25 protein-coding genes are annotated in these 23,266 nt (G+C 65.7%); 5 read left to right on the top strand and 20 right to left on the bottom strand.

What is annotated here, in order from left to right; all coding sequences use genetic code 11:
- The 10 genes from B0A89_RS02670 to B0A89_RS02630 form a co-directional block, all read right to left on the bottom strand.
- Entirely contained in the window at positions 1-429 is a 429-nt protein-coding gene (locus tag B0A89_RS02670) for a hypothetical protein (RefSeq protein ID WP_036707003.1), read from the bottom strand.
- Positions 426-1,046, bottom strand: coding sequence for a DUF6441 family protein (locus tag B0A89_RS02665; RefSeq protein WP_085376817.1), 621 nt, complete (start codon positions 1,044-1,046; stop codon positions 426-428). Before B0A89_RS02665 ends, B0A89_RS02670 begins: the two co-directional genes overlap by 4 nt.
- Entirely contained in the window at positions 1,043-1,357 is a 315-nt protein-coding gene (locus B0A89_RS02660) for a head-tail joining protein (protein WP_085376816.1), read from the bottom strand. Before B0A89_RS02660 ends, B0A89_RS02665 begins: the two co-directional genes overlap by 4 nt.
- Positions 1,357-1,695, bottom strand: coding sequence for a DUF2190 family protein (locus B0A89_RS02655; protein ID WP_036707011.1), 339 nt, complete (start codon positions 1,693-1,695; stop codon positions 1,357-1,359). The genes B0A89_RS02660 and B0A89_RS02655 overlap by 1 nt, the downstream gene beginning before the upstream one ends.
- Before the next feature lie 84 nt (positions 1,696-1,779).
- Positions 1,780-3,771, bottom strand: a complete 1,992-nt coding sequence (locus B0A89_RS02650) for a prohead protease/major capsid protein fusion protein (protein ID WP_085376815.1) — start codon at positions 3,769-3,771, stop codon at positions 1,780-1,782.
- Positions 3,772-3,782: 11 nt separating this feature from the next.
- The gene (locus B0A89_RS02645; protein WP_085376814.1) at positions 3,783-5,312 is read right to left on the bottom strand and encodes a phage portal protein; all 1,530 of its coding nucleotides are present in this window, start codon (positions 5,310-5,312) and stop codon (positions 3,783-3,785) included.
- Between the two features lie 2 nt (positions 5,313-5,314).
- Complete coding sequence (locus B0A89_RS02640; protein ID WP_036707016.1) at positions 5,315-5,518, bottom strand: phage head-tail joining protein; 204 nt, start codon at positions 5,516-5,518, stop codon at positions 5,315-5,317.
- Complete coding sequence (locus tag B0A89_RS02635; RefSeq protein ID WP_240558606.1) at positions 5,518-7,503, bottom strand: phage terminase large subunit family protein; 1,986 nt, start codon at positions 7,501-7,503, stop codon at positions 5,518-5,520. The genes B0A89_RS02640 and B0A89_RS02635 overlap by 1 nt, the downstream gene beginning before the upstream one ends.
- Positions 7,490-7,678 carry a hypothetical protein gene (locus B0A89_RS14785; RefSeq protein ID WP_169712112.1) on the bottom strand — a complete coding sequence of 63 codons (189 nt, stop codon included), beginning with the start codon at positions 7,676-7,678 and terminating at the stop codon, positions 7,490-7,492. The genes B0A89_RS02635 and B0A89_RS14785 overlap by 14 nt, the downstream gene beginning before the upstream one ends.
- Positions 7,665-8,264 carry an elements of external origin gene (locus B0A89_RS02630; protein ID WP_338045740.1) on the bottom strand — a complete coding sequence of 200 codons (600 nt, stop codon included), beginning with the start codon at positions 8,262-8,264 and terminating at the stop codon, positions 7,665-7,667. The genes B0A89_RS14785 and B0A89_RS02630 overlap by 14 nt, the downstream gene beginning before the upstream one ends.
- Positions 8,265-8,417: 153 nt before the next feature.
- Here B0A89_RS02630 and B0A89_RS02625 point away from each other — a divergent pair, with 153 nt between their 5' ends.
- Genes B0A89_RS02625 through B0A89_RS02615 form a run of 3 tightly spaced genes read left to right on the top strand, consistent with a single transcriptional unit; the run spans position 8,418 to position 9,601 of the window.
- Positions 8,418-8,669, top strand: a complete 252-nt coding sequence (locus B0A89_RS02625) for a hypothetical protein (protein WP_143796722.1) — start codon at positions 8,418-8,420, stop codon at positions 8,667-8,669.
- Complete coding sequence (locus tag B0A89_RS02620) at positions 8,666-9,232, top strand: DUF3489 domain-containing protein (protein WP_085376811.1); 567 nt, start codon at positions 8,666-8,668, stop codon at positions 9,230-9,232. Before B0A89_RS02625 ends, B0A89_RS02620 begins: the two co-directional genes overlap by 4 nt.
- 3 nt (positions 9,233-9,235) lie before the next feature.
- Positions 9,236-9,601, top strand: coding sequence for a hypothetical protein (locus B0A89_RS02615; protein ID WP_085376810.1), 366 nt, complete (start codon positions 9,236-9,238; stop codon positions 9,599-9,601).
- On the opposite strand, the gene B0A89_RS15365 is transcribed toward B0A89_RS02615, so the two are convergent.
- From B0A89_RS15365 to B0A89_RS02570, 9 genes are all read right to left on the bottom strand, one after another.
- Entirely contained in the window at positions 9,553-9,888 is a 336-nt protein-coding gene (locus B0A89_RS15365) for a DUF7220 family protein (protein ID WP_338045739.1), read from the bottom strand. The genes B0A89_RS02615 and B0A89_RS15365 overlap by 49 nt on opposite strands.
- On the bottom strand, positions 9,885-11,243 hold the full coding sequence (locus B0A89_RS02605) for a site-specific DNA-methyltransferase (protein ID WP_085376809.1): 1,359 nt from the start codon (positions 11,241-11,243) through the stop codon (positions 9,885-9,887). The genes B0A89_RS15365 and B0A89_RS02605 overlap by 4 nt, the downstream gene beginning before the upstream one ends.
- The gene (locus tag B0A89_RS02600; RefSeq protein ID WP_157115218.1) at positions 11,243-11,413 is read right to left on the bottom strand and encodes a hypothetical protein; all 171 of its coding nucleotides are present in this window, start codon (positions 11,411-11,413) and stop codon (positions 11,243-11,245) included. Before B0A89_RS02600 ends, B0A89_RS02605 begins: the two co-directional genes overlap by 1 nt.
- 21 nt (positions 11,414-11,434) lie before the next feature.
- Positions 11,435-12,343 (bottom strand): DNA cytosine methyltransferase, encoded by a 909-nt coding sequence (locus tag B0A89_RS02595; protein WP_081962487.1) that lies wholly within the window; start codon positions 12,341-12,343, stop codon positions 11,435-11,437.
- A 4-nt stretch (positions 12,344-12,347) separates the two neighbouring features.
- On the bottom strand, positions 12,348-13,652 hold the full coding sequence (locus B0A89_RS02590; RefSeq protein ID WP_231565620.1) for a site-specific DNA-methyltransferase: 1,305 nt from the start codon (positions 13,650-13,652) through the stop codon (positions 12,348-12,350).
- Positions 13,653-13,982: 330 nt separating this feature from the next.
- The gene (locus B0A89_RS02585) at positions 13,983-14,471 is read right to left on the bottom strand and encodes a DUF6362 family protein (RefSeq protein ID WP_085376808.1); all 489 of its coding nucleotides are present in this window, start codon (positions 14,469-14,471) and stop codon (positions 13,983-13,985) included.
- The gene (locus B0A89_RS02580; RefSeq protein ID WP_085376807.1) at positions 14,468-15,364 is read right to left on the bottom strand and encodes a helix-turn-helix domain-containing protein; all 897 of its coding nucleotides are present in this window, start codon (positions 15,362-15,364) and stop codon (positions 14,468-14,470) included. Before B0A89_RS02580 ends, B0A89_RS02585 begins: the two co-directional genes overlap by 4 nt.
- Positions 15,361-15,567: a hypothetical protein gene (locus B0A89_RS02575; protein WP_085376806.1), complete on the bottom strand. Its 207-nt coding sequence runs from the start codon at positions 15,565-15,567 to the stop codon at positions 15,361-15,363. The genes B0A89_RS02580 and B0A89_RS02575 overlap by 4 nt, the downstream gene beginning before the upstream one ends.
- The gene (locus tag B0A89_RS02570; RefSeq protein WP_240558605.1) at positions 15,564-15,824 is read right to left on the bottom strand and encodes a helix-turn-helix transcriptional regulator; all 261 of its coding nucleotides are present in this window, start codon (positions 15,822-15,824) and stop codon (positions 15,564-15,566) included. The genes B0A89_RS02575 and B0A89_RS02570 overlap by 4 nt, the downstream gene beginning before the upstream one ends.
- 323 nt (positions 15,825-16,147) lie before the next feature.
- Here B0A89_RS02570 and B0A89_RS02565 point away from each other — a divergent pair, with 323 nt between their 5' ends.
- The gene (locus B0A89_RS02565; protein ID WP_157115217.1) at positions 16,148-16,720 is read left to right on the top strand and encodes a hypothetical protein; all 573 of its coding nucleotides are present in this window, start codon (positions 16,148-16,150) and stop codon (positions 16,718-16,720) included.
- On the opposite strand, the gene B0A89_RS02560 is transcribed toward B0A89_RS02565, so the two are convergent.
- Positions 16,683-17,978, bottom strand: a complete 1,296-nt coding sequence (locus tag B0A89_RS02560) for a tyrosine-type recombinase/integrase (RefSeq protein ID WP_085376804.1) — start codon at positions 17,976-17,978, stop codon at positions 16,683-16,685. The genes B0A89_RS02565 and B0A89_RS02560 overlap by 38 nt on opposite strands.
- Before the next feature lie 270 nt (positions 17,979-18,248).
- Here B0A89_RS02560 and B0A89_RS02555 point away from each other — a divergent pair, with 270 nt between their 5' ends.
- A complete protein-coding gene (locus B0A89_RS02555) occupies positions 18,249-23,132 on the top strand; it encodes a DEAD/DEAH box helicase (RefSeq protein ID WP_085376803.1) in 4,884 nt (1,627 codons plus the stop codon).
- The last annotated feature ends 134 nt before the right edge of the window (positions 23,133-23,266 follow it).

Genomic DNA, 23,266 nt, shown 5'->3' with positions numbered 1-23,266 from the left:
TCAACCCAGCGGATCGTTGCTGGTGTAATGCAGGGTCAGGATCAGCACCGCCGCCCTGATGGTCGGGGCACCCTCGACCGCCAGATCGGCAGGTTCGGGCGCGTCGGTCTCGATCCAGTCGCAAAGCCCGCCCAGCGTCCGGTCGGCGGCGATCACTTGCCCGATCCCCTCAGCCAGCGTGTCGAAGGCCAGTTCCAGGCCGGAGGATCCGCGCACGAAGACCTCGACCTCGGCGCGGTGCTGCCAGTGATAGCGCAGCGGCGACAGCGTGACTTCGGCCTCGCCCGGCGTTCCGTCGCGCAGGATCAGCAGCCCGGCGGCGGGGATGCGCTCGGGCAGGACCTCATTGCGCAGGACGATGGTGCCGCCGCCGATGCCCTGCAGGAGGGTGAACAGGGACGATAGAACCTGTTCGCGCCTGGTGGTCATGTGCGTTCCCAGCGAGAGACGATTGCGCCCGGCAGGGATGCCAGAGCGGCATTGGCCGGCTTCTCAAGATCCAGCCGCTTCTTCAGCCTGACCTGCGGCACCAGCAGAAAGATCGGCACCGAGGCGAGGCCGCGCCCGGTTCTGGACCGGGACACGGCCGCCCGACCGTGCTTGGTCAGCCGCGCCTCGGCGACCAGCAGGCTGGGGCCGGTTCGGCGATAGACGAAGATCAGCCGCAGCCCGGTGCGCGCCTCCCATTCGCCCGGCGTCGGGCGCTTGCCGCTGCGGCTCTTTCCGGCTGCCTCAAGCGGGATCGCCAGCCAGAACCCGCCCTTTGAGCGGATCAGCGGCCCGGTGTCATGGGCGTTCACGATCACCGGGGCGCGGGTCCAGACCATCGACGCGGCATTCATGCTGTGCCGCCCCTTGGGCCAGGTCTCCGAGCGGATGGTGCGGGCCAGCCGCTGGCCAAGGCCTGCGCTGGTGACCTGCCCCCGCCATGCGGCCTTGAGCGCGATCCCGGCATCGCGGATCCCGAAATGCACCGCCTTTTCGCCGGCCTTGACCTCATCGGCCATCAGCCTGGCGATATCCGCGATCTCGGCACGCAGCTTCATATGGGCCTCAGATCGAGGGTCACGATCAGCCGTTCCCGGTCGCGGATCGGCTCGCCCTGAACCTCGAAGGTCTCGCCGCCGATCACGATACGGTCGCCGGACTGGATTGACGGGGTTTCGGCCGCCATCACGTCGATGCGCACGGTCTCCGACCACACCCGCGCGCCACCATAGCTGGTCAACTCGTCAGAGGATTTGCGGATGGCGCGAATGGTGCTGCCGGGCCGAACCCCGCCCGGCAACCATGTCGCGTCAACCGCCATGTTCGGGTCCGCGAAGATCCGGGTCGCAGCGGTGGCAAAGGCGCTCATCAGACGGCCGCCCCGTTCAGACGGACGCGGCCGGTAGTTTCCCCAGCGCCGCCTCCGACCGCGAGCACCGCAATGCCGATCAGCGTGTTGGAGCCGACCGTGGTCGTGCAAGCCTTGGCGGTGTTGTCCCAATAGACCTTCGCGCCGACCGTCCAGGCCTGGGACGCGGTCTTCGGCAGATCATAGACGCCAGTGAGGTTGATGACGCCTTGCGCGCCATTGGCGATGGGGCCGGTGGCAACGCCGAAGATCGAGCCGATCAGAACGCCTGCGCCCGAGGCGATATCCGCCTCGGCGGTGATGGTGAGCGTGTTACCCGTTGCGATGAAGTTTTTCATGGGCTTTCTCCAGATGAGGGAAAGAAGGGAATGCGGGCCGATCACCGGTCCGCGCCGGTCAGGATCAGACCGGGGCCGGCAGCATCACGCGATGCCGGGATTCTTGTAGAGACCGCGCCAGTCGATGGCCTTGGCGCCGAAATCGTGACGGGCCTTGAACTCGATGCCATCGACCTCGAAGCCGACGCGATGCTCGGTATAGAGACCCTCCTGACCCGCCAGATAGGCGTATTCCACCGCACCGAAGGCGGGATCGGTGGCGGCGAACCACGGATCGGGACCGGCGGTATTCACCAGCCGGATTTCCTCGACCACCGAGAAGCGGTTCGAATAGGGGTTCACCTCGGCCGTGCTGCCGGGCGTGGTTGCGGCCAGTTGCTTGTGGATTTCGACCATCCGCTTTCCGGGCGGAACGATGATGTTGCGCGGCAGAACCGTGATCGCCCGGCCGTCCAGATCCTTCTGCACAGCGAAGGCGCGCAGCATCGCGGTCAGGGACTCCTCGGTGATCGCCGCCGCCGTGCCGAGGTTGCCGTGATTGGCATGAAACAGCGCGGTGCCGTCGCCCATGGCGGGGTTCGACAGCAGGATCGAATAGAGGATATCCGATTCAAGGTTCGCGGCCGAGGCACCGAAGGACTGGACGACCCGGTCGAAGGCGCGCAGGTCATCGTTGATCAGCATCTGCCGGCTGAAGCCGATAATGCGGCCATAGGTGGCGATCGCATAGCTTTCCTTGCCCTCGGTCGCGGTGCCATAGGTGAACTCGCCGCCTTCGGGCACCTTGACCAGATCGGGGGCGTTGCCGATCTGCAGGCGGTCAACGGGCCGGAAATCCCGCACCGTCACCCGCGTGGACCATGCCCCGAAGGTACGCGGGGTCGCGTCATAGGCGGCGCGCAGCGTCTGGTTGACCACGCTGCTGAGGATCGCCGGGAAGTCTCCGGTGCTGTGGTAACCCGCCGAGCGCATGCCCATGGCGAAACCTGCGATCTCCATATCGGGCATGGCGGCGGTGTTGACGCCGGCGCGCTCGACGGCATGGCGGGCCAGGTCCATCAGGCTGCGGAACGCGAATTCCCGCGATTGCGGCGATACCGCATGCAGCGATGGTGCCGCCCTGTGCATGATCGCGTCGGCAACCGCATCGCGATAGGCGGCATCGCCGGTGCCGCGGGCCTGCGCCGGGGCCAGCTCAATCGTGCGGCCCAGCGGGTTTGCCTCGCCCAGTGCGTCGAGGACCGCCTCGCGGGCGGCATCGATCGAGACGCCGCGTGCGATCAGGTCGTTGGCAAGGTCAGAGCCAAGATCGTGCCGGGCGCAGAGCGTCATGATGGTGCTGACCCGGCTGCGTTCTTCCGCGCGGATGCTTTCCGCGTCGGGCGCGGGCACGGCCGGGGCCGCTTGCGGGATGGCAGGGGTTTGCGCGGGGGCAGGGGCGTTGCGGGTTTCATCAGCACCCGCCGCAATGGTGTCTTCAGGCATGTTTCGTCCTTTCGTGGTGATCGCGCAGGGGAATTGCCGGGCGTCAGACTGCCTGGCTTCCGACCGCATGCCGGCGCCGGGATCGGCACCGATGGCGACGGCAGAGATTTCAAGCGGCTCCCAATCGACCGCGCGATAGAGGGCGCGCGGACCGCCATCGGTGCGGTCGGCCTTCGCCACCCGCTCAAAGCGATGGACCCGGTATCCGACCGAGACATTGCGGATGATCCCGGCCTTGATGTCGCGCCAGATCGGCTCGACCTCATCGCGCTCTGACAGCCGGATGCGGGCGAACCCCTGGCCGTTCTCGATGCGGATCGAGCCATTCTCGACCACGCCGAGAATGTCGGTCAGGCGCTGGGACGCATGCGAGTTCAGGAAAGGCGCGCCCGCGTTCAGACGGTCCAGCCGCATCGCGTTGGGCGACACGACCAGTTCTTCGTCGAACTCCTCGTCGCGCGCCCAGGAATAGCGCCGCACCTGCGCGCCGGTGGTCCAGAGAACCTCGAATGTGCGCGAGGCGTCATCGACAGATTGCATTGTGCCGGCCCGCCCGATCACGGGCAGGTCGAGAATTTCCTCATTCTCCATGGTGGTCTCCGTCAGTTATCGCCGCTGGGGGGCGCGGTCGGGTCGGTGGTCTGGACAAGGCCAGCCTTGCTGACCTTGCGCGGGTCGCTGTCGAAGACGAGGCCAGCGGCATCGGCCTTCCTGGCGAAATCGGCCCATTCGCTGAGGATTTCCTCAGGGTCATATCCCCGCCGCGCGATCTGTTGCGGCAGGGTCGAGAAGCCGGAGCGCACCTCCAGCAGATCGGCCTGCACGTCCTGCAGCGGATTGACACTCTCGAACTTCGGCGGCCCCCATTCCGCAAGAATCTCGACGCCATCCGGCAGCAGGCCCTGCGACTGTGCCTCCTTGATGAACCAGCGCCAGATCGGCTCGCAGAACATCGGGATCACGGTCTGCCACTGGATCTGCTCGACCATGCGGCGGAATTCGTTCAGGCCCGCACGGGTGGACGAGAAGTTGGCCTGCGACAGATCACCGGTCATCATCGCATAGGGTACCCGGAAGCCGGCGGCGATGATGTGAAGCTGGGTCCGGTGCCATTCATAGACGCCAGCCGTCGAGGCCGGTTGGTTGAACTTGATGTCCTTGCCGCCGCGGGCATAGGCGATCAGGCCCGGCTCGAACTGCTCGACCCGGTTGCCCATCCCGTCCTCGATCACCGGGGCGATGGATTGCTGATCCTCATCCGCGCCGAAAACGATGCCGACCAGACAGGCTTCGGTTTTCTTGCGCACCAGTTCCGCGGTCTGCCAGTCGTCGACATCGCGGATCGCCCGCATGGCCGGGGTGCCCCAGGGCACGCCCCGGCTCTGGACCCGCTGGCGTTCAAACAGATGCGCCACGTCCTGCGCCCTGAGGCGCACCGATTCCAGGCGGTGGTTGACAATGGGGTCGTTGTGACCGGGATGATCCGGAAACATCCAGTAGGCGACGCGCCGGCCATCCCGGTCGGTCTCGATCCCCTGGCTGATCCGGGTCCCATCGGCGCGGTTGTCAAAGCGTGCGCTGTCGAGGTGATCGGCCTCGCGCAGCTCGATGCGCAAACGCAGATCACGCGCGTGTGCGCCACGACGATAGCGGGCCACCGCGAAGACCTCGCCGCCCTCGATCATCTCGCGCACGGCGAGGCAGAGAACCCCATGGAAATCCGTGTGCCCATGATCGTCGCAACGGGCGGCCCAGCGCCGCCACAGATCGTCGACCTGTCTGTTCAGCGCCGGATCGGGGGTCGCGGCGCGGGGCCGGATGCCGGTGCCGACGATATTGTTGACCAGCACCTGCACCGCCTGCGCGGCGATGGGGTTGTTGCGCACCAGATCGCGCATGCGGTCGCGCAGCGTGGCCCCGGCCGCAGCGATTTCCGCATCCGCCGCCGTTCCACCGACTTTCCAGCCTGCCGTTCCACGCCCCCTTGAGGCGGCCTCATAGCCACGCCGCAGGTTTGAAATCGCCACCCGCGCGGCATAGCGCCGGGCGGCAGAGCGTGGCGAAACCACCGACAAGGCAGCATCCATCAGCCCCCAGCGCACGTCCGGGGTGATCTCCTTCGGTCCTGCCATGGTCAGCCCCTATGGAAACCGGCAAAGCCCGCCACGGGCAAGGGACGGCCCGATCCGGCTGCCATTTCGCCCTCGATGGTGCGGATGCGGCTCAGCAGATCGGCGGCCGAGCCGTATTCAAGGGTCTTTCCATCATAGCTGACCCGCAGGGTGCCCGAGGCATAGGCCCGGCGCAGCGCGTCAAGTTCACTCTCGGTCCAGGCCATCAGAACCAGCTTCCTCTTTGTCTCTTGCCCAGCCAGCCCGACGGGCGGGGCGGCGGCGGTTTCAACGGTTGACGATGCGGTTGCCCGGCCGGGCGCGCATCACTCGTGCCGGGCATGAGCTGCGCGCGCAGATCGTCCCATTTGGCGCCGTCCCAGCGATCCACGCCCATCAGCCAGGCGCAGGCGCGGGCATAGACCCGGCAGTCCAGCGCCTCGTTGCGGTCGCGGGTCTGCTGCCATTCCAGCTTCTGGAAGCCCTGGCGGGTCTTGATGGTCATCAACTGCTCGGCGGTCAGCTGCTTGGTCCATTCCGCCGTGGTCCCTTTCGGGATGTGGACGAAGCCGGCCGGCCAGCCGCTGCCGTCGGCGATGTCCTCGTCGGTGGGCGCGGCGAGGCGTAGCAGGCGATAGGTCTCGGATTTGAACACCGCGCCGGCGACCTTCCACAGCCGCACCCCGCGGCGAAACTTGCGCCCGCCCTCGGTCACATCGACATAGCTCGGGCCGTCCACCGGGGTGGAGCGGTCAAAGCCGCCGACGCCCTTGATCGCGATTACCTGGCCGTGGCCCATCTTGCGGCACCAGCCATAGACCGCATCGGTGGTCGCGCCGTCGCCGGTGTCGATCGCCAGCCGCGCCAACGCCATGCGCGCGCCGCCGGCATGGGGCCAGGTCTCGGCCAGAAACCCGGTCAGATCGTCCCAGACCTCCTCGCGGGCCGTGTCGCCTTCCAGCACCACATGATCGACCAGCCAGGATTCAAGGTTCTCGCCCCAGCCCCAGACGTCGATCTCGATCCGGTCGCGCTGCACATCCGCGCCGGCCGTCAGGATCAGCGCGCGCTGCGGCACCTCCCCCAGATGCCAATCCTCGCGCCGCTCATAAAGGCGCTGCCAGTCCGGGGCCTCGCCGCGTTCCTGCCAGGTCTCACCCAGCACCGTGTTCTTCAGCGTCTTCAGCGCGGCCTCGTTACCGACCGCCTGCTCCCAATCCTGCGCGATCTTCGACCAGCTGAGCCAGCCCAGCGGCGAATAGAGGCCGCTGATGTGATATCCAACGATCCCCGCCGCCCGCGCCCGCTCCAGCATCTCCGGCTCGGCGGTGGGCAGCCATGTCGCGCCATTCGCCTCGTCCATCATCTCGGTCTTGTGGCGCTCGGCGATGGGCTGATCGCAGTGTTCGCAGACATAACGCGTGGTTTCCGGCCGGCCCGACTGCCAGCGCAGGCGTTCGAACTTCAGCCATTGCAGGCCGCCGCAATGCGGGCAGGGGACATGGTATCGCTGCTGATCCGACAGCTCGTATTCCCGCTCGATGCGCGAGAGGCCCTTCACGGTCGGGGTCGAGGCCAGAAACAGCTTGCTCCGATGCCCGAAGCTGATCGTGCGCGCCTCGGCCAGCGCGATGGGATCGCCCTCGCCATCGAGATCGCCCGGATAGGCGTCCACCTCGTCCAGAAACACCCAGCGCGCCGGCATCGAGCGCAGGCCCACGGCGCTGTTCGCGCCGGTCAGGATCAACTGCCCACCGGGAAACCGCTTGCCGAGAATGGTATTGCCGCTGTCCTTCGATCGCGACGGCATCACCAGCGCCCGCAGCTCCGGGCTTTCCTCGATCAGCGGGTCGATCCGCTGCTGCGACAGGCGTTTTGCCAGATCGACGGTCGGCTGGACCGCCAGAAACGGCCCCGGCGCGCGGTGGATGCAGAAGCCGACCCAGTTGTTGCCGCCTTCGGTCGCGCCCACCTGCGCGGCCTTCTGGAATACCACCCGTCGCGCCGGGCTGGCCGGCGACAGCGCATCCATGATCGCCCGCATGAAGGGCGTGCGGGCGGTGCGATAGGGGCCGGCCTCGCTTGCTGCGCGCGAGGACAGGATCCGGTGCCGATCCGCCCATTGGCTGACCGTCAGCGCCGGGTCCGGCGCCAGACCAGCCAGCCAGGCATTGCGGATATCCTCGGCGCCCTCGAAATCAGCCAGCGCCACGGATCGTCTCCCCTCGCGCCTGCCGGATCGCGCAGAGAACGGCCCCGGCGCCTTCCGCATCCGCATCCCGTTGCTCGCGGGCTTTCCTCGCTCTGATCCGCGCCATTGTCCTGTCGATCAGCAGGCCGAACGCCTGCCGGCGCCGCGCCTCGGCGCGCCATTCATCGTAAGTCAATCTTCACCTCCGCAAGATCGGCCAGGTGCTGGCGCAAATAATTGTCCAGAACCTGCTCCATCCGATGGACATCGACGCCCAGATCGGCGGCCATGTTGGCGGCCACCCGGGCCGGCCAGTTCTGCCAGGCGTCGCGTTCGCGCCGGGCCAGATCGAAGACCATGGTGGTGGTGCGCGCCCGGTCGACCAGCTCGCCCTTCATCCTGGCGAGCTTGACCTTGGCGGTTTGCGCCTTCAGCACCTCATTGGCCATCCGCGCGCGCAGGAACGACACTTCGCCGCCCGTGCCGGGATCGGGATCGGCGCCGGCCTCGCGCAGGGTCTCGCCCACCGACTCGATGGCGGCGCGCGGCACCGGCCTGGTCGCGGCGCTGGCGCGGGCGGTGCCGGCCGCCGTGGCGGTCCCCAGCGCCCGCGCATGAGCGCCGCGCTGCTTGGCCGGGTCGGTCTGCGCGTCCCATTGCCGGTCGGCCGTCACCGGATCGATGCTGCCATCCGGCTCGAGACTGATGCGCCCCGAGGAGATTGCCTTGCCCACCGCCGTGTGGCTGACGCCGCGATGCGCCGCATATTGACGGCGCGACATGCCCATTCCGCGTGACCCTTCCGGCTTGCGCCCAAGCATCTGGGCAGATTACATAAAGCAATGATATTGCTGCGATTATGCTACACTTCCGGCCTGTGGTGAGCGATTCTGATGGCACGAAAACGATGCAGTTCAGACGCCGGAGAGCACCCCATGACCATGGCCATCACCACCACCCGCGCCGAGAAAGCCCACCGCAACAGCGGCGCCGCGCTCACCGCTTTCCTTGGCAAGAAGACCGAGATCGACACCATGCTCGCCCGCCTCGCCGCGCTGAGCGACGATCATTTCAACGCCAGCCCCGACGCGGTGAACTGGGGCCATGTCGGCACGCTGGAGCATTATGCCAGCCTTCTGCGCCAGATCACCGACAGCGCTTTTGGCGAAGGGGAGCATGCGCGATGATCCCGCTTTCCGAAACCCAGAGCCTGATCCTCAGCCGTGCCGCCGCGCGCCCCGGCAATCTGGCGCTTCCCTTGCCCGACAGCCTGCGCGGTGGTGCCGCCGCCAAGGTGGTGGAGGCGCTGCTTGCCAAGGGCCTCGTCGAGGAGGTCGAGGCCAATATTCGCCGCAGCGAGCCGCTCTGGCGCGAGACCGGCGATGGTCATGGCACCACGCTGCTTGCCACCGAGGCCGGGCTGGCCGCCGTCGGCATCGAGCCGCTGGTGGCGGGCGCCATCGCCGGGGCAAGGCGCGGGCGGATGGAGCGGGAAGCGGCCGCTGCGGTTGCTCCCGAGGCCCAAAGGCCCGCGACCACCCGCGCCGGCACCAAACAGGCGGCGTTGATCGCGCTGCTGCAGCGACCCGAGGGCGCGAGTGTTGCAGAGGCGGCGGCCGCCCTTTCGTGGCAACCCCACACTGTGCGCGGCGCCATTTCCGGGGCCCTGAAAAAGCGGCTCGGGCTGACCATTGCCGCAGAGAGAATCGACGGACGCGGGACCGTTTACCGCATCGCCACGGAGGGCTGAGCCATGATTTCCTTCAATTGCCTGCCGGAGCACGAGACCTTGGGCGAATTCGCCCGGCGCGAATGCGTTGAGAGCATCGACATCCGGTTCTGCCGCAACGATGCGGAAGCGGGCGCCGATGAGGCATTCATCGCCACCTGCGCACCGGCGGAGGCCGAGTTCGCCACCATTTATGGCATCACCGATCTGGGCGAGGCCCGCGCCATCCATGATGTCGATCTCGACGCAGCAGGGGCCGATGAACTGGCAGCCGCCTGCCGGGCGCTGTTCGTGGCGATTCTTGCCGCGCGGCGCGATCCGCCTGACGCCGCCCCGCGCCATCAGGCGGAACAGGACGCCATCAGTGCCCTGAGCTCGCCCATGGACTGACACAGGCCATCGTCTGTCATATGGTCGCAAACCGGATGCGGGTCGGGGGAATGCGCCGATCCTCTTCGCACTGCCTGTTGGCGGATCGCCTCGAACAGCCGCCGCAGGGCGAAGGAGCGGATCAGCGATACGCCGGTGAAGATGGCGCCGATGGCGAGATGCTGTGCCGGTGCGGCGTGAAACCCGAACAGCGGAAACACCAGCGCCTGCACTGTGACCGCGACCCAGAAGCCGACGGCAACGTTGGCGATAGCCTCGACCATCGACATCGCGCGCGACTGTTTCATGCCGCCAGCGCCTTGCGCGTCGCAGTCTCTGCCTCGAAGCTCGCGCCGGTCTCTGCATGGGTGGCGGTCTCGCCCGTCATCAGCTGCCAGCGCCGCACCGCGACGTCGCAATAGGCCGGGTCCAGTTCCATCCCGAAACAGATGCGCCCGAGGTTCGTCGCCGCGATCAGTTGCGACCCGGAGCCGGTGAACGGCTCATAGAGCAGATCGCCCGGATCGCTCCAGGCGGCGATCATCTCCTCGGCAAGCCTGACCGGGAACACCGCCGGATGCGCGCCGCCGGCAATAGCGCCCTTGTGGCGCATCACCCGGATCACGCTGTCGGGGATGCGGTGGCTTTGGATCGCGTTGCCGGCGCCGTGCTTGGCGCTCACCGTGCCATCGGCCGCGCGCAACCCGCCGCCGCCCAGCACCTCGCCGGCATGCTTGCTCTCCACCGTCTTGTTAGGCCGCCGTGGCACCCGATTGAAATGGAAGACGAACTCATGCGCCGGGGCATAGCGCCCGTTCCAGTCGCCGGGCAGGCCGGGCCCCTGATCCCAGACATACCAGCCGAAGCGGCGCCAGCCCTGCGTCCGCATCCATTGGGTCCAGGCGTCCCAATAGGGGATCCATTCGCTGTCGCGATGCACCAGCCCGAGATTGACCAGCAGCTGCGCATCCTCGCTCACCGGCGCCGACGCGAACACGCCCTGCATCAGCCGGTCCCAATCGCTGACCTTCTCCTTCGCCGCGCCGTAATCGCGCTGCTGGCCATAAGGCGGCGAGGTGAAGAGGAGCGTGGCGCGCTGCCCGTCCATCAGCCGCGCGACCGCCGCCGCATCCGTGCTGTCGCCGCACAACAGCCGGTGATCGCCAAGGATCCAGATATCGCCGGGGCGAGTGACAGGATCCTCTGGCAGGTCAGGGATGCCGTCCTCTTCTTCTTCCGGAACGGCGCCGAAACCCGATGCCTCGGCGTCTCCGAGCAGATCGGCCAGCTCGTCATCCGAGAATCCGACCAGATCGAGGTCGAAGTCCAGCCCCTGCAGCGCTGCCAGCTCGGATCGCAGCAGTTCCTCATCCCAACCCGCGTTCTCGGCGATGCGGTTGTCGGCAATGACCAGCGCCCGCCGCTGAACCGCGCTCAGATGCGCCAGCCGGATCACCGGCACCTCAGCCAGCCCGAGGCGCTGCGCCGCCATCAACCGCCCGTGGCCGGCGATGATGACCCCATCCGCGCCGATCAGGATCGGATTGGTGAAGCCGAACTCGGCAATCGAGGCGGCGATCTGCGCGATCTGATCCGGCGAATGGGTGCGGGCATTGCGGGCGTAGGGGGTCAGGTTGTCGACCGCGATCAACTCGATCTGCATCACAGTTCGAAATCCGGCTCGAGGGCGCCCATCGCCTTCAAACGGTCGATGATCGGCTTCATGTCCGCGGCAACCTTCTTCCAGTCCGTCGCAGCGAACTCTTGCGCCCATTGTGACGCATCCCATTCGGGAAACGTCACCCCGCCGATCTGCTCTGCCGGCATCATCATCTTGTTTCGCATCACGCGGGTTCATCCATCGGCCAGCAATTCAGATGCGAGAGTTCTGAGTGCATGTGCAGCAACCAGGGGGACCACGCCATTGCCACAGAGCCGAAGCCGGTCCACCCGGTGGGCCAGCCCATCAGCGCCTCGACGAATTGCGGGTTCAGCGTTCGGGGCGCGTCTGAGGTATCGCTGCCAGCCATCGGTGTCACAAGGACCTGGCGGCCAAGCAGCCCGTTCACCGGCGTGTTGGCAAGGCTTGTCGCCCCATCCTTGTGGTCGCGCGCGGTGGGCGTCATCCACAGCCGCAGCATTTCGGTCCGGTTGCCGCCGCTCGAGCGGATCCCGGAGCAGGCGCGCGGGGTCGGCCAGCTCGTCCCCCTCGCGGATGGCGAGGATGAACAGCCGCTCGCGCCGATGGGGCGCACCGACTTCCGCCGCCGTGAAGAGGCCTGCCGCAAGCCTGTAGCCCAGGCCGACCAGTCCGCTGGCGACTTCGGGGAAGCCGAGGCGGAGATGATGGGCGACGTTTTCGAGGAAGACGAAGGGAGGCTCAACCTCGCCGATGATGCGGGCGACATGCGGCCAGAGGTGGCGCGGGTCCTTGGGGCCCCGGCGCTTGCCCGCCACGCTGAACGGCTGGCACGGATACCCCGCAGTGACGATATCCACCGCGCCGCGCCATGGGCGGCCGTCGAAGCTGGCAATATCGTCCCAGAGAGGCGCTGGATCCAGGGCCGCATCTTCCATCCGCGCCACGATAATGGACGCGGCGAAGGCGTCCCGCTCGACGTAACCCACAGTTCGATAGCCGGGGACGGCGAGGGTGATTCCCAGCTCGAGACCGCCTGCGCCGGAGCACAGCGACAGGCCGAAGAGGTATGCGTCTGCGGTTCCGGCAGGCAGGCCGGAGGAAGATACAACCAGGTCATGCATGGCCTCACGCGGCGGTTCTGCGCTTGCGCGCGGGTTTTGGCTGGGGGTCGGGGTCGCTGGCCTGCGTGGCGGGGGTGCCGGGACTGGCGCTTGACCGCTCCCCGGAAATTTCGGTGAAGGACCGGCCGTCGCCCTCTAGCACCGCCGCGCCGCCGGTGAGGTTCTGCCAGCGCTCCACGGCGACATCGGCATAGGCCGGGTTCAGCTCGATGCCGAGGCAGGTGCGGCCGGTGGTCTCGGCGGCGATCAGCGTGGTGCCGGATCCCATGAACGGCTCATAGATCGCCTGTCCGGGGCTGGAATTGTTCAGGATGGGGCGGCGCATGCATTCGACCGGCTTTTGCGTACCGTGCACGGTCTCGGCATCCTGATCGCGATGCGAGATGTGCCAGAGCGTGGTCTGCTTGCGGTCGCCGGCCCAGTGGCCCTTGCCCTTGGCGCGAACGGCATACCAGCAAGGCTCGTGCTGCCAGTGGTAATCGCCGCGGCTGAGGATCAGCCGATCCTTGGCCCAGATGATCTGCGAGCGGATGTTGAAGCCGCTGGCGATCAGGCTGTCGGCGACCGTGGTCGCGTGCAGGGCGCCATGCCAGACATAGGCCACATCGCCCGGAAACAGCGCCCATGCCTCGCGCCAGTCGGCGCGGTCGTCGTTCAGCACCTTGCCGGTGCGCTTCGTGGCTGATGCGCCGGCCTGGTTGCGCCAGTTCGGGTCATATTCGACCCCATAGGGCGGATCGGTCACCATCAGCAGCGGCGTCACCCCGCCCAGCACCCGCTCGACATCCGTCGCCACGGTGCTGTCGCCGCAAAGCAGCCGGTGGGGCCCGAGGATCCACAGATCGCCGGGGCGCGAGACCGGCTCGGCCGGCGGCTCGGGGATGTCATCCTCGCTCTCGATGGCTCCGGCCGTCTCCGGTGCCTCGATTTCCGCGAGCAATTCGCCGAGTTCGTCATCCGAGAAGCCGACCAGATCGATGTCGAACCCGTCCGCGCGGATCAGTTCGATCTGCTCGAGCAGGATCTCGGTGTCCCAGCCAGCGTTCAACGCGATCTTGTTGTCCGCGACAACCAGCGCCCGGCGCTGCGCTGCGTTCAGGTGCGCCAGCACGATCACCGGCACCTCGGAAAGCCCCAGCCGCTGTGCGGCCATCAGCCTCCCGTGGCCGGCGATGATCACGCTGTCCTCGCCGATCAGGAGCGGGTTGGTGAAGCCGAATTCCGTGATCGAGGCCGCGATCTGGGCGATCTGGTCTTCCGAATGCGTGCGGGCATTGCGCGCATAGGGCACCAGCTGCCCGGTTGGCATCATCTCGATCTGCAAGGTGCGAACTCCAAAAGAAAAGACCCGCTGCGACAGGGCAGGCGGGTCCAAAGTGACGGACAGGCGAATGTCCGAGGGACGGTGAAGGGGCCGGCAACCCTGGCAACCCAAAGTGGCAACCGACGGGTGGAAACCCAGAAAAATCCTTTGGCGCTAGCGGACTAGCGCGCTCATGCCCCCCGCATAGCGTTGCCGCTGCGGAGGAACCAAGGCCGGGGGTAGGCGGCCGCAGGGCGGCTTTCGCCCCGATCATGGGATGAATATGGCCCGTATCGCCTGCTTTTGTCGCGCCCTAAGTTCAACCCTTTCGCGCCCTCACGGCGGCCCCTTCGCGGCCTCGCCGTCCCGCTTCGCGCCCCGCGCGTCCCCGCTGGTTTTGGCGCTGTGCGGGCGGCGGCTGGTTTTTCGCTGTTTGTTCAGGCGGTTGGCGATGGTGACCAGCGCAGCCGTCCAGCGTCGCCATGCGGTCGAACGCACGCAGCCCACAGCGCGGCAAATCTGCTTCCAGCGGTGGCCCTCGGCCCGCATCCAGACGATGCGGCGGTTGTCGATCACGGCCTGCTCGGACTCGCCGCCGATCAGCGCCAGCCATTCCAGCGCCTCCTCCATGCGCTGGATCTCGCGGGCGTTCGGGATCACCCGCATCCGCGCCTCCTCATAGCCATAGGCATGCCTGGCCTCGTGGACGTAATCCGGCCAGGAGCGGCCATAGCCACGCGCGCCCGATCCGGGCGGGTTGGGCAGACGTCGCAGCGTCAGCGCAGCTTCCTCGAAACGGTCCTCGACCTCGCGCGGCGTGATCATCGGTGGTCCTTTCGGGCGGGGTCGGGCCGGGCGGGAACGGGGACACCGCGCAGGGCGAGACGCTCGGCGCTGGTCAGCCCGGCCTCCAGCAGGGCCAGCGCGACGCTGTTGCTGATGGCACTGGGGGGCAGATAGCGATCCGCGTTCACCCAGTCGGCATAGAAGCGCAGCTGCGGGTTGGCCGGGGCGCCGGCGTTCTCTGCGCCTTGCGGCCTTGCCGGCTGGCGCAGGCGCTGGCGATGGGCCGCGCGCACCGCGTCGGTAAAATAGGCCCAGGTCCGGATCGGGCTGATGCGGATCGTCGGCGTGCGCGCCCGGATCACCGGCAGGATGTCGGCCTCGAGGTCTATCCCCTCGCGCAGCCAGCCCTCGATCTCCTCGGCGGTCCCGGTGATCGCGGCGCGCGATGCCGGGCAGAGACCAGGGCCGGCGACGGCAAGGCAGCGTGCCTGCGGGTCGGAGTTATCCACAGCCGTATCTTCGGCTGGGGGCGTAGTAGTATCTTTATAAGGATGGTTCGGGTGAACGTGGTTCACGGGGTCATGTGAACCTGGTTCACGGGTTACCCGTGCATCAGATTCACGGGGTGAACGTGGTTCACGGGTCGAGGGCAGGTTATCCACAGCCTCGATCACGATGGAATACTCCACCGTGAAGCCGTGCTTGCAGTCGCGCTGACCGGTTTCGGCGACCAGCCCGTCGCGGATCAGCTCCTGGATCGCCAGCTGCACGGCGCGTCGCGACAGCTCCAGATCGCGGGCGATATTGGCTTTCGAGGTCCAGATACCACTGCCGTCATCGGCGGCCTTGTCGGCCATGTAGCTGAGCACCGATTTGCGCGTGGCCGAGCCGACCAGGCGGCGCTGGACCGAGGCCGAGATCAGATTGCTCATCGCCGGCCTCCCTCGAGGATTTCCTCGATCGACCGGGTCTCGAAGGCGGTGGGCGCGATGAAGCGCAGCACCGCCTCCCAGTCCACGGCCGCAACCAGCGCCCAGATCAGCAGCCCGGCGAGAAGCACGAGCATGATCAGCATCAGCGCGAAGACGATGGCCCATGCGACGGGGCGACGCCGGTCATCACTGCCACCGCTCATCGTGCCGCCCTCCCGCGGCCGGCGGTCTTGCGGCTCTCCTGCTCCAGCAGCCAGTCGCGCACGGCGCCGCGCCGATAGAGCACCTTGCGCCCGATGCGGATGCAGGGCGGGCCGATGCGCCGGGTCTCCCAGCGCTTCAGCGTGTCGGCGCTGATGCCGATGATGCCGGCCAGTTCCTTGCGCGGCATCCAGTCATCCAGCAGCCCTTCATGGGCGATTGCGCCGGTCTCGGCAGTGATCATGGTCTGATCGGTCATCATCCGGTCCTTTCCCCGTGGTTGTGGGGCAAGCGAGAGCACAGGCGGAGGACCGGCGGCGCGGCGCGGACCGGCGCCGGAAGCGCCGGATGTGCGCCGGTCCCATGTTTCATGGGGTTTGCGGGCTTTTGGGTGTGATTCGGTGGGGCAGGGCGGGACGCCGGAAGCACCGGCCGCCGCCTGCCGGAGACAGGGGGTGCTGACGCTGCGCGGAAGCGCCTAATCAACCCATGCGTGCGGAAGTGCCAGAGGCATCGGCTTGAAAGGCAAGCCTTTCAGAAAATCAACAATTCAGGAAACACACGATGCCTCTGCCAAACCGCGTGATCTACACGCTGACCGAAGCTGCCGCCCGCTGGAACTGCCATATCGCCGATATCGCCGAATGGGCCATGTCCGGTCAGTTGGATATCACCATCGCGATCCCGCCCACGCGTTTTGGGGCCGAGATCATCTCGGACCTGGTGGTGATTGCGCCGGGTGATATTCTGGCGATGTTTCGCCGCTGCGGGACCGGCCCGCGCGAAGGGGTGATCCGCCGCGTCCGCATGCCGGGCGGCGGCGAGTGGAAACACATCCCGCTGCCCGATGCCGGGCTGCGGGTCACCCGCGACGACCTGTTGATTCAGGCCGGCACGCTGGCGCGTTTCGAGGAGGAGCACGGGGTGTTTCGCCGGGTCAACTCCAACCCGACCAAAAGCTATGATTGGGAGGGCTTTTATGGCGCCTTGATCCTGCGCCTCTTCCAGCGCGGCCTGCCCGAGAAACAGGCCGACCTCGTAGGTGAAATGCTGGACTGGTTCATTGCCAACAGCACGGATGGTGATGCGCCCGACGAAAGCACGGTCCGCAAGCGGGTCAGCCCGATCTTGCGGATGCTGAACGCGGAGGCGTGACCTCCTCGGCCGGGGGTGCTGAATGCACGAGCCTCGGCCGTATCCGCATCATGTCGGCCACCGCATCGACGCCGGCCCGTAGCGGCGAATCCATCAGATGCGCATAGCGCATGGTGGTGCTGGATTGCGAATGGCCCAGCAGCTTGCCGATCATCTCGAGTGAGGCGCCGCCGCTGACCAAGAGCGAGGCAAAGGTGTGGCGCAGGTCATGGATGCGCACTCCGGGCAGCCCGGCCTGATCCTGAATGCCCTTCCAGAAGCGGCGAATCTCCTGCACTGGCTGGTCCTTGTCGGCGACATCACCGGGAAACAGCCAGTTGCAGCCGACCGGCACGGCGGAAAGCCGCGTGCGCACCAAGGCCGCTGTCTCTGCCGAGATCGGCACGCGGTGAATGCGGCGCTGCTTGGTATTGGCGGCGGGCTTCACCCATGTGTTGCGCTCCAGATCGAAATGCTCGAAGCGCGCGGTCCGGACCTCGCCCAGCCGAGCCCCGGTCAGCATGCACATGCGGATGATGCTGGCGCCGCGCTGGTCCTCGGCCGCGCCCAGCGCCTCGCTAAGCCGCGCGATCTCCTCCATGTCGAGGAACCGCTCGCGCTCGGTCTCGACGCGGCGACGAAAGCCCACCGCCGGATTGTCCGGGCGCATCCGCCATGCGATGGCGAGGTTGAAGACCCGGCGCAGCATCTCGCCGGCGCGATTGGCCCGCACAGGCGTGGGCTTTGGCGGCTTCAGCGGGGTGCGGCGCTTGGTCTTTGGTTTCTTCTTGGCAGGGCGGGAGCGCCCCTCGGCGATCAGGTTCAGCACCCGTTCGACATCCGCCGGCTCGATCTCGGCCACCAGCCGGTGCTTCCAGTGCGGCATGATCAGCTTGTGCAGCATGGATGCCTGATCGGCGGCATTGCGCGGCGCCAGATGCGTGGCATGTTCGCGCAGGTAGCGCGCCACCAGATCGGGAAAGCGCGGCGCCTCGCGGATTTCCTCACGCTCGGCCAGCGGATCCAGCCCGCCATCGACATCGCGGCGCAGCGCCTTGGCGCGCTCGCGCGCGGCGGTGACGTTCCATTCCGGCCAGCGCCCGATGGTCAGCCGCCGCTGCCGCCCGGCCGCGCGGTAGTCGAACATGAAGCTGCGCCCGCCGGATGGATAGATGCAGATCGACAGCCCCAGCACATCGCTGTCGAAAATCTGCCATGCCTTCGACCGCGGCTCAGCCGCCCGGACCAGTTTTTCCGTCAGTCTTTCTCTGTTTCGCAATGCCCTGCACTCCGTTTTCCGCTCCGACACAGGCGTAGAAGCGCCGGCTTATCAACGAGATGATTCCCAGACCGGAAGACAGGCGCGGACCGGCGCCGGAAGGGCACAATCCGCGCCGGTCGGGTGGAAGGGGGGCATCGGGGGGCGGAGGACGGGAGGGAATCGGTCAGTTGCATATGGATTCAACCGCAACGGGCGGCTAGGTTCTGTTTCAGGCCCTCGAGCGCCTGATGATAAAAAGAAAACCTTGTTCCGGGACAGGCGGTACTGATGCAGTTGCGTGATTTGTTGGATTCCTACCGCCAGGCTGCCCGGTCCGAGCGCGAGAAGGGCGATTACTTTGAGCGGGTCGTTCGCGTTTATCTGGAAAACGACGATGCGCAAAAGCAATACTATTCCGCCGTTGTGCCTTTTGCCCAATGGGCGAAGGAGCAGGGCTGGAGCAAGGCCGACACCGGCATCGACCTGGTGGCGACGCTGGCCGATGGCTCGGGTTATGCTGCGATCCAGTGCAAATTCTATGCGCCCAATCACACGATTCAGAAGCCCGATATCGACAGCTTCATCTCGGCCGCCTCCAATGATCTGTTTACGCGGCTGATCATTGCCGACACCACGCAGAAGGAATTCGGCAAGAACGCCAGCGGGACGCTCGACAAGCTGTCGAAAGACTGGAACCGCATCAGCATCAGCGAGCTGGAGGCCAGCCGCATCGACTGGTCGCAGTTCCTGCGCACCGGCACCGTCAGCCTCGCCCCGAAGAAACAGCTGCGTCCGCACCAGCGCGATGCCCTGAAGGCCGTGACCGAGGGGCTGGCGGAAGCCGATCGCGGCAAGCTGATCATGGCTTGCGGCACTGGCAAGACCTTCACCGGGCTGCGGATCGCCGAAGCCCTGGCGGGTCCGGGCAAGCGGGTGCTGTTCATGGTGCCATCATTGGCGCTGATGTCGCAGACCGTGCGCGAATGGAGCAATGACCGCCAGCAGGAGTTCACCGCGTTTTCGGCCTGCTCGGATGTGAGGATCGGGCGCAATGCCGATGCCGACAGCCTCGATCTGAATGTCCATGATCTGGCCTTCCCGGCAACCACTGATCCGCAGAAGCTCACCCAGCAGGTCGCGGCGGCGCCGTCCAACCGCATGACCGTGGTATTCTCAACCTATCATTCGATCGACGTGCTGACCCGCGCCCAGAAAACCCATGGCCTGCCGGAATTCGATCTGGTGATCTGCGACGAGGCGCATCGCACCACCGGCGTCACGCTGAAGGACGAAGACGACAGCACCTTCGTGCGCATCCACAGCAACGACCATGTGGCGGCGAAAAAGCGCCTCTACATGACCGCGACGCCGCGCATCTTCGGCGATGCCGCGCGGCGCAAGGCCGATGACCACGATGCCGAACTGGCCTCGATGGATGATGAGGACAAGTTCGGCAAGGATCTGTTCCACCGGGGCTTTGGCTGGGCGGTCGAGAACAACCTGCTGACCGATTACAAGGTCGTGGTTCTGGCCGTCGATGAGGGGCTGATCTCGACCACCATCCAGAACCGCCTCAAGGACGGGCCGGAGCTGACCCTCGATGACGCGACCAAGATCATCGGCTGTTACAAGGCGCTGACCAAGGCCGACCTGGCCGAAGACCTGGCCTTCGATCCACGCCCCATGCGCCGCGCGCTGGCCTTCTGCCAGACCATCGCCAAGTCGAAGATCATCGAGGACGAGTTCACCAAGGTTGTCGATGAATATACCGGCAGCGAGCTGATCGACGATGCCCGCCACCTGACGACCGAGGTGCGCCATATCGACGGCACCTTCAACGCCACCGCCCGCGATGAGATGCTGAACTGGCTCAAGGCCGATGCGGGCGAGGATACCTGCCGGATCCTGACCAATGCCCGCGTGCTGTCCGAGGGCGTGGATGTGCCCGCGCTGGACGCGATCATGTTCATGCACCCGCGCAAAAGCCAGATCGACGTGGTGCAATCGGTCGGCCGCGTCATGCGCCGGGCCGAGGGCAAGAAGATGGGCTATGTCATCCTGCCCGTCGCCATCCCGCCCGACACCACCCCCGAAGAGGCGCTGAAGGACAATGAGCGCTATCAGGTCGTCTGGCAGATCCTGAACGCCTTGCGCGCCCATGACGAACGCCTCGACGCCCGCATCAACCAGGCTAAGCTGGGCGAGGATATCAGCGACAAGGTCGAACTGGTGCGCATCTCCTCCGAATCCGAGCTGCGCGAGCTGACCGCCGTGGTCGATGACTTCTCCACCAGCAAGACCCGCGCGGAAAAGACCGGCGCCGGGATCGGCCAGGAAGGCCGCGACCCGACCATCACCGATCTCGGCCCCGAACAGGGCAGTTTCGTCTTTGACGAGTTCACCCGCGCCATCATGGCGAAGATCGTCGAAAAATGCGGCACCCGCGATTACTGGGACAGCTGGGCCAAGGACATCGCCAAGATCGCCCAGACCCATATCACCCGCATCACCACCATCACCGCCAAGCCCGGCCCGGAACAGACCGCCTTCCGTGCCTTCCTGGATGAGCTGCATGACGACCTGAACCCCGAGATCTCCGAGGCCGACGCGATCGAGATGCTGGCCCAGCACCTGATCACCAAGCCGGTCTTTGACGCTCTGTTCAAGGACAGCAAGTTCACCGAAGCCAACCCCGTCTCCCGCGCCATGGAGACGGTGCTCGGCCAGCTACATGAACACAACCTCGCCAAGGAAGCGGAAAGCCTCGACAAGTTCTATGCCAGCGTCGCCCGCCGTGCCGAGGGCGTGAAGACCGCCCAGGGCCGCCAGACCCTGATCACCGAGCTTTACGACCGCTTCTTCCGCAACGCCTTCCCGCGCCTGGCCCAGCGTCTTGGCATCGTCTATACCCCGGTCGAGGTGGTGGATTTTATCATCCATTCCGTCAATGACGTGCTGAAGGCGCAGTTCGGCCAGACGCTGGGGTCAAAGGGTGTGCATATCCTCGACCCCTTCACCGGCACTGGCACCTTCATCACCCGGCTGCTGCAATCGGGCCTGATCGCCCCGGATGAGCTTGCGCATAAATACAAGCACGAGATCCATGCCAATGAGATCGTGCTGCTGGCCTATTACATTGCCGCCGTGAATATCGAGACCGTCTATCACGAACTGGCTCAGGGTGGGCTGCAGGCCGATGCGCCCTATCACCCCTTCACCGGCATCCTGCTGACCGACACTTTCCAGATGTATGAGCAGGAGCGCGACATGGTCGCCAACCTCCTGCCCGACAACTCGGAACGCCGGGCCAAGCAGAAGGCGTTGGATATTCGCGTGATTATCGGAAACCCGCCTTATTCGGCAGGGCAAAAGAACGAAAACGACAACGCCAAGAACGTCGATTACCCAGAGCTTGATGAGCGCATTCGCGACACATATGCGGTTGCGTCAAAGGCGACCCTTCAGAAGGCGCTCTATGACAGCTATATTCGCGCAATTCGCTGGGCCAGCGATCGTATCGGTGATGCCGGTGTCATGGCCTATGTATCGAACGCCGGATGGGTGGATGGCAACGCCGCTGACGGCTTGCGCAAATGCCTTGCTGAAGAGTTCAGCGACCTCTACGTTTTCCACCTGCGCGGCAACCAGCGAACGTCTGGTGAACTGTCCCGGAGAGAGGGCGGCAAGATTTTCGGCTCAGGTAGCCGCGCCCCTATCGCCATTTCGGTCTTCGTCAAGAACCCCGATGCCGCCGAGACGGGCCGCATCCACTTCCATGACATCGGCGATTATCTTGACCAAAAGCAGAAGCTGAACATCATCCGCGGTTTCGGCTCAGTTGACGGTGTCACCAAGGCGAAGGGATGGCGGCGCATCACGCCGGACGAAAACAACGATTGGCTCGATCAGGTCGACAGCAGCTTCGATCGCTTTCCGATTCTCGGCGCAAAGCGGGGCGAAGAGCAGGGGCTTTTCGAAAACTACTCCCAAGGCATCCTGAGTGCCCGCGATTCGTGGGCCTATAACGCAAGCCGCAGCAAGCTGGCCGCGAATATGGAACGCATGATCGATTTCTATAATGTCGAGATCGTCCGATACGAGACTGCTGGCAAGCCAAAGGATATCGACAAGTTTGTATCGGACGATACCCAAAAGATTAGTTGGACCGGCAATCTGAAGGCTGACTTGGCGAGAGCAAGATCGCTTGGCTTCCGAGATGACGCAGTTCGGTCTGCCATCTACCGCCCCTTCCAGCCCCAATGGCAGTATTTCAACCGAAGGCTCAATGAGCGCGTTTATCAAATGCCTCGCATCTTCCCGAATGCAGATGCTCAGAACTTAGTCATTCATCTTACTGGCATTGGCGTTAAAACAGATTTCTCGGCGCTTTTGGTGAACAGACTGCCGAACTTCCACCATCACGACACTGGCCAATGCTTTTCCCTCTATCTCTACGAAGAGACCCGACCCGATGACGGCCTCTTCGCCACTGCGGGCGATCAGACCACCGGCCTCACCCGCCGCGATGCCATCACCGATGCCGGCCTCGCGAATTTTCAGGCCGCCTATCCGGGCGAGGCGATCAGCAAGGAAGACCTGTTCTATTACATCTACGGCCTGCTGCATTCGCCCGACTACCGCGAACGCTTCAAGAACAACCTCGCCAAGCAACTGCCCCGCATCCCGGCGGTGAAGAGCTTTGCCGACTTCGCCGCCTTCCGCGACGCTGGCCGCGCCCTCGGCCACCTGCATGTGAATTTTGAAAGCGTCGAGCCCTACATGGTGACCTTCAAGGAAGGCGACCACCGCCTGGTCCCCGAGGCGCAGGCCGACCCGGCGAAGTTCTACCGCGTCAAAAAGATGAAGCTCGGCGGCAAGGGCAAGACCAAGGACCGCACCACCGTCATCTACAACGATCGCATCACCATGCAGAACATCCCCCTCGCTGCCTGGGACTACGTCGTGAACGGCAAACCCGCCCTCGACTGGGTGATGGAGCGCCAGGTGGTGAAAACCGACCCAGCCAGCGGCATCACCAACGACCCCAACGACTACGCCAACGAGACGGTGGGCAACCCCCGCTACCCCCTGGAGCTGTTCCAGCGGGTGATCACGGTGAGCCTGGAGACGATGAAGATCGTGAACGGGCTGCCGGAACTGGAGATTGGGTGATGCAGAAGCCACATGCGGCCCTAACCAGCCCCTTGATGATGGCTATGGCAGCTGCGCGCTTCCCCGAATCGGGCCCTGGCAGAGCAAAGGAAGATTGCCCCCCGTCGGCTTGTGAGCCAAGCTGATACCGGCAT

Source organism: Paracoccus contaminans (assembly GCF_002105555.1).
Classification (GTDB): Bacteria; Pseudomonadota; Alphaproteobacteria; order Rhodobacterales; family Rhodobacteraceae; genus Paracoccus; species Paracoccus contaminans.
Note: the sequence above shows the minus strand (reverse complement) of the source record. Positions and strands in the feature narration are given on the sequence as shown.

Coding starts and splice junctions, on each gene's coding strand:
- B0A89_RS02650 (WP_085376815.1), bottom strand. CDS start 3,771: ATGGAGAATGAGGAAATTCTCGACCTGCCCGTGATCGGGCGGGCCGGC.
- B0A89_RS02600 (WP_157115218.1), bottom strand. CDS start 11,413: ATGATGATGCCGGCAGAGCAGATCGGCGGGGTGACGTTTCCCGAATGG.
- B0A89_RS02630 (WP_338045740.1), bottom strand. CDS start 8,264: ATGTCGCGCCGTCAATATGCGGCGCATCGCGGCGTCAGCCACACGGCG.
- B0A89_RS02640 (WP_036707016.1), bottom strand. CDS start 5,518: ATGGCCTGGACCGAGAGTGAACTTGACGCGCTGCGCCGGGCCTATGCC.
- B0A89_RS02580 (WP_085376807.1), bottom strand. CDS start 15,364: ATGAGCAATCTGATCTCGGCCTCGGTCCAGCGCCGCCTGGTCGGCTCG.
- B0A89_RS02625 (WP_143796722.1), top strand. CDS start 8,418: ATGACCATGGCCATCACCACCACCCGCGCCGAGAAAGCCCACCGCAAC.
- B0A89_RS02660 (WP_085376816.1), bottom strand. CDS start 1,357: ATGAGCGCCTTTGCCACCGCTGCGACCCGGATCTTCGCGGACCCGAAC.
- B0A89_RS02590 (WP_231565620.1), bottom strand. CDS start 13,652: ATGCCAACCGGGCAGCTGGTGCCCTATGCGCGCAATGCCCGCACGCAT.
- B0A89_RS02555 (WP_085376803.1), top strand. CDS start 18,249: ATGCAGTTGCGTGATTTGTTGGATTCCTACCGCCAGGCTGCCCGGTCC.
- B0A89_RS02645 (WP_085376814.1), bottom strand. CDS start 5,312: ATGGCAGGACCGAAGGAGATCACCCCGGACGTGCGCTGGGGGCTGATG.
- B0A89_RS02665 (WP_085376817.1), bottom strand. CDS start 1,046: ATGAAGCTGCGTGCCGAGATCGCGGATATCGCCAGGCTGATGGCCGAT.
- B0A89_RS02575 (WP_085376806.1), bottom strand. CDS start 15,567: ATGAGCGGTGGCAGTGATGACCGGCGTCGCCCCGTCGCATGGGCCATC.
- B0A89_RS02570 (WP_240558605.1), bottom strand. CDS start 15,824: ATGACCGATCAGACCATGATCACTGCCGAGACCGGCGCAATCGCCCAT.
- B0A89_RS02605 (WP_085376809.1), bottom strand. CDS start 11,243: ATGCAGATCGAGTTGATCGCGGTCGACAACCTGACCCCCTACGCCCGC.
- B0A89_RS02655 (WP_036707011.1), bottom strand. CDS start 1,695: ATGAAAAACTTCATCGCAACGGGTAACACGCTCACCATCACCGCCGAG.
- B0A89_RS02595 (WP_081962487.1), bottom strand. CDS start 12,343: ATGCATGACCTGGTTGTATCTTCCTCCGGCCTGCCTGCCGGAACCGCA.
- B0A89_RS15365 (WP_338045739.1), bottom strand. CDS start 9,888: ATGAAACAGTCGCGCGCGATGTCGATGGTCGAGGCTATCGCCAACGTT.
- B0A89_RS02670 (WP_036707003.1), bottom strand. CDS start 429: ATGACCACCAGGCGCGAACAGGTTCTATCGTCCCTGTTCACCCTCCTG.
- B0A89_RS02615 (WP_085376810.1), top strand. CDS start 9,236: ATGATTTCCTTCAATTGCCTGCCGGAGCACGAGACCTTGGGCGAATTC.
- B0A89_RS02620 (WP_085376811.1), top strand. CDS start 8,666: ATGATCCCGCTTTCCGAAACCCAGAGCCTGATCCTCAGCCGTGCCGCC.
- B0A89_RS02585 (WP_085376808.1), bottom strand. CDS start 14,471: ATGATCACGCCGCGCGAGGTCGAGGACCGTTTCGAGGAAGCTGCGCTG.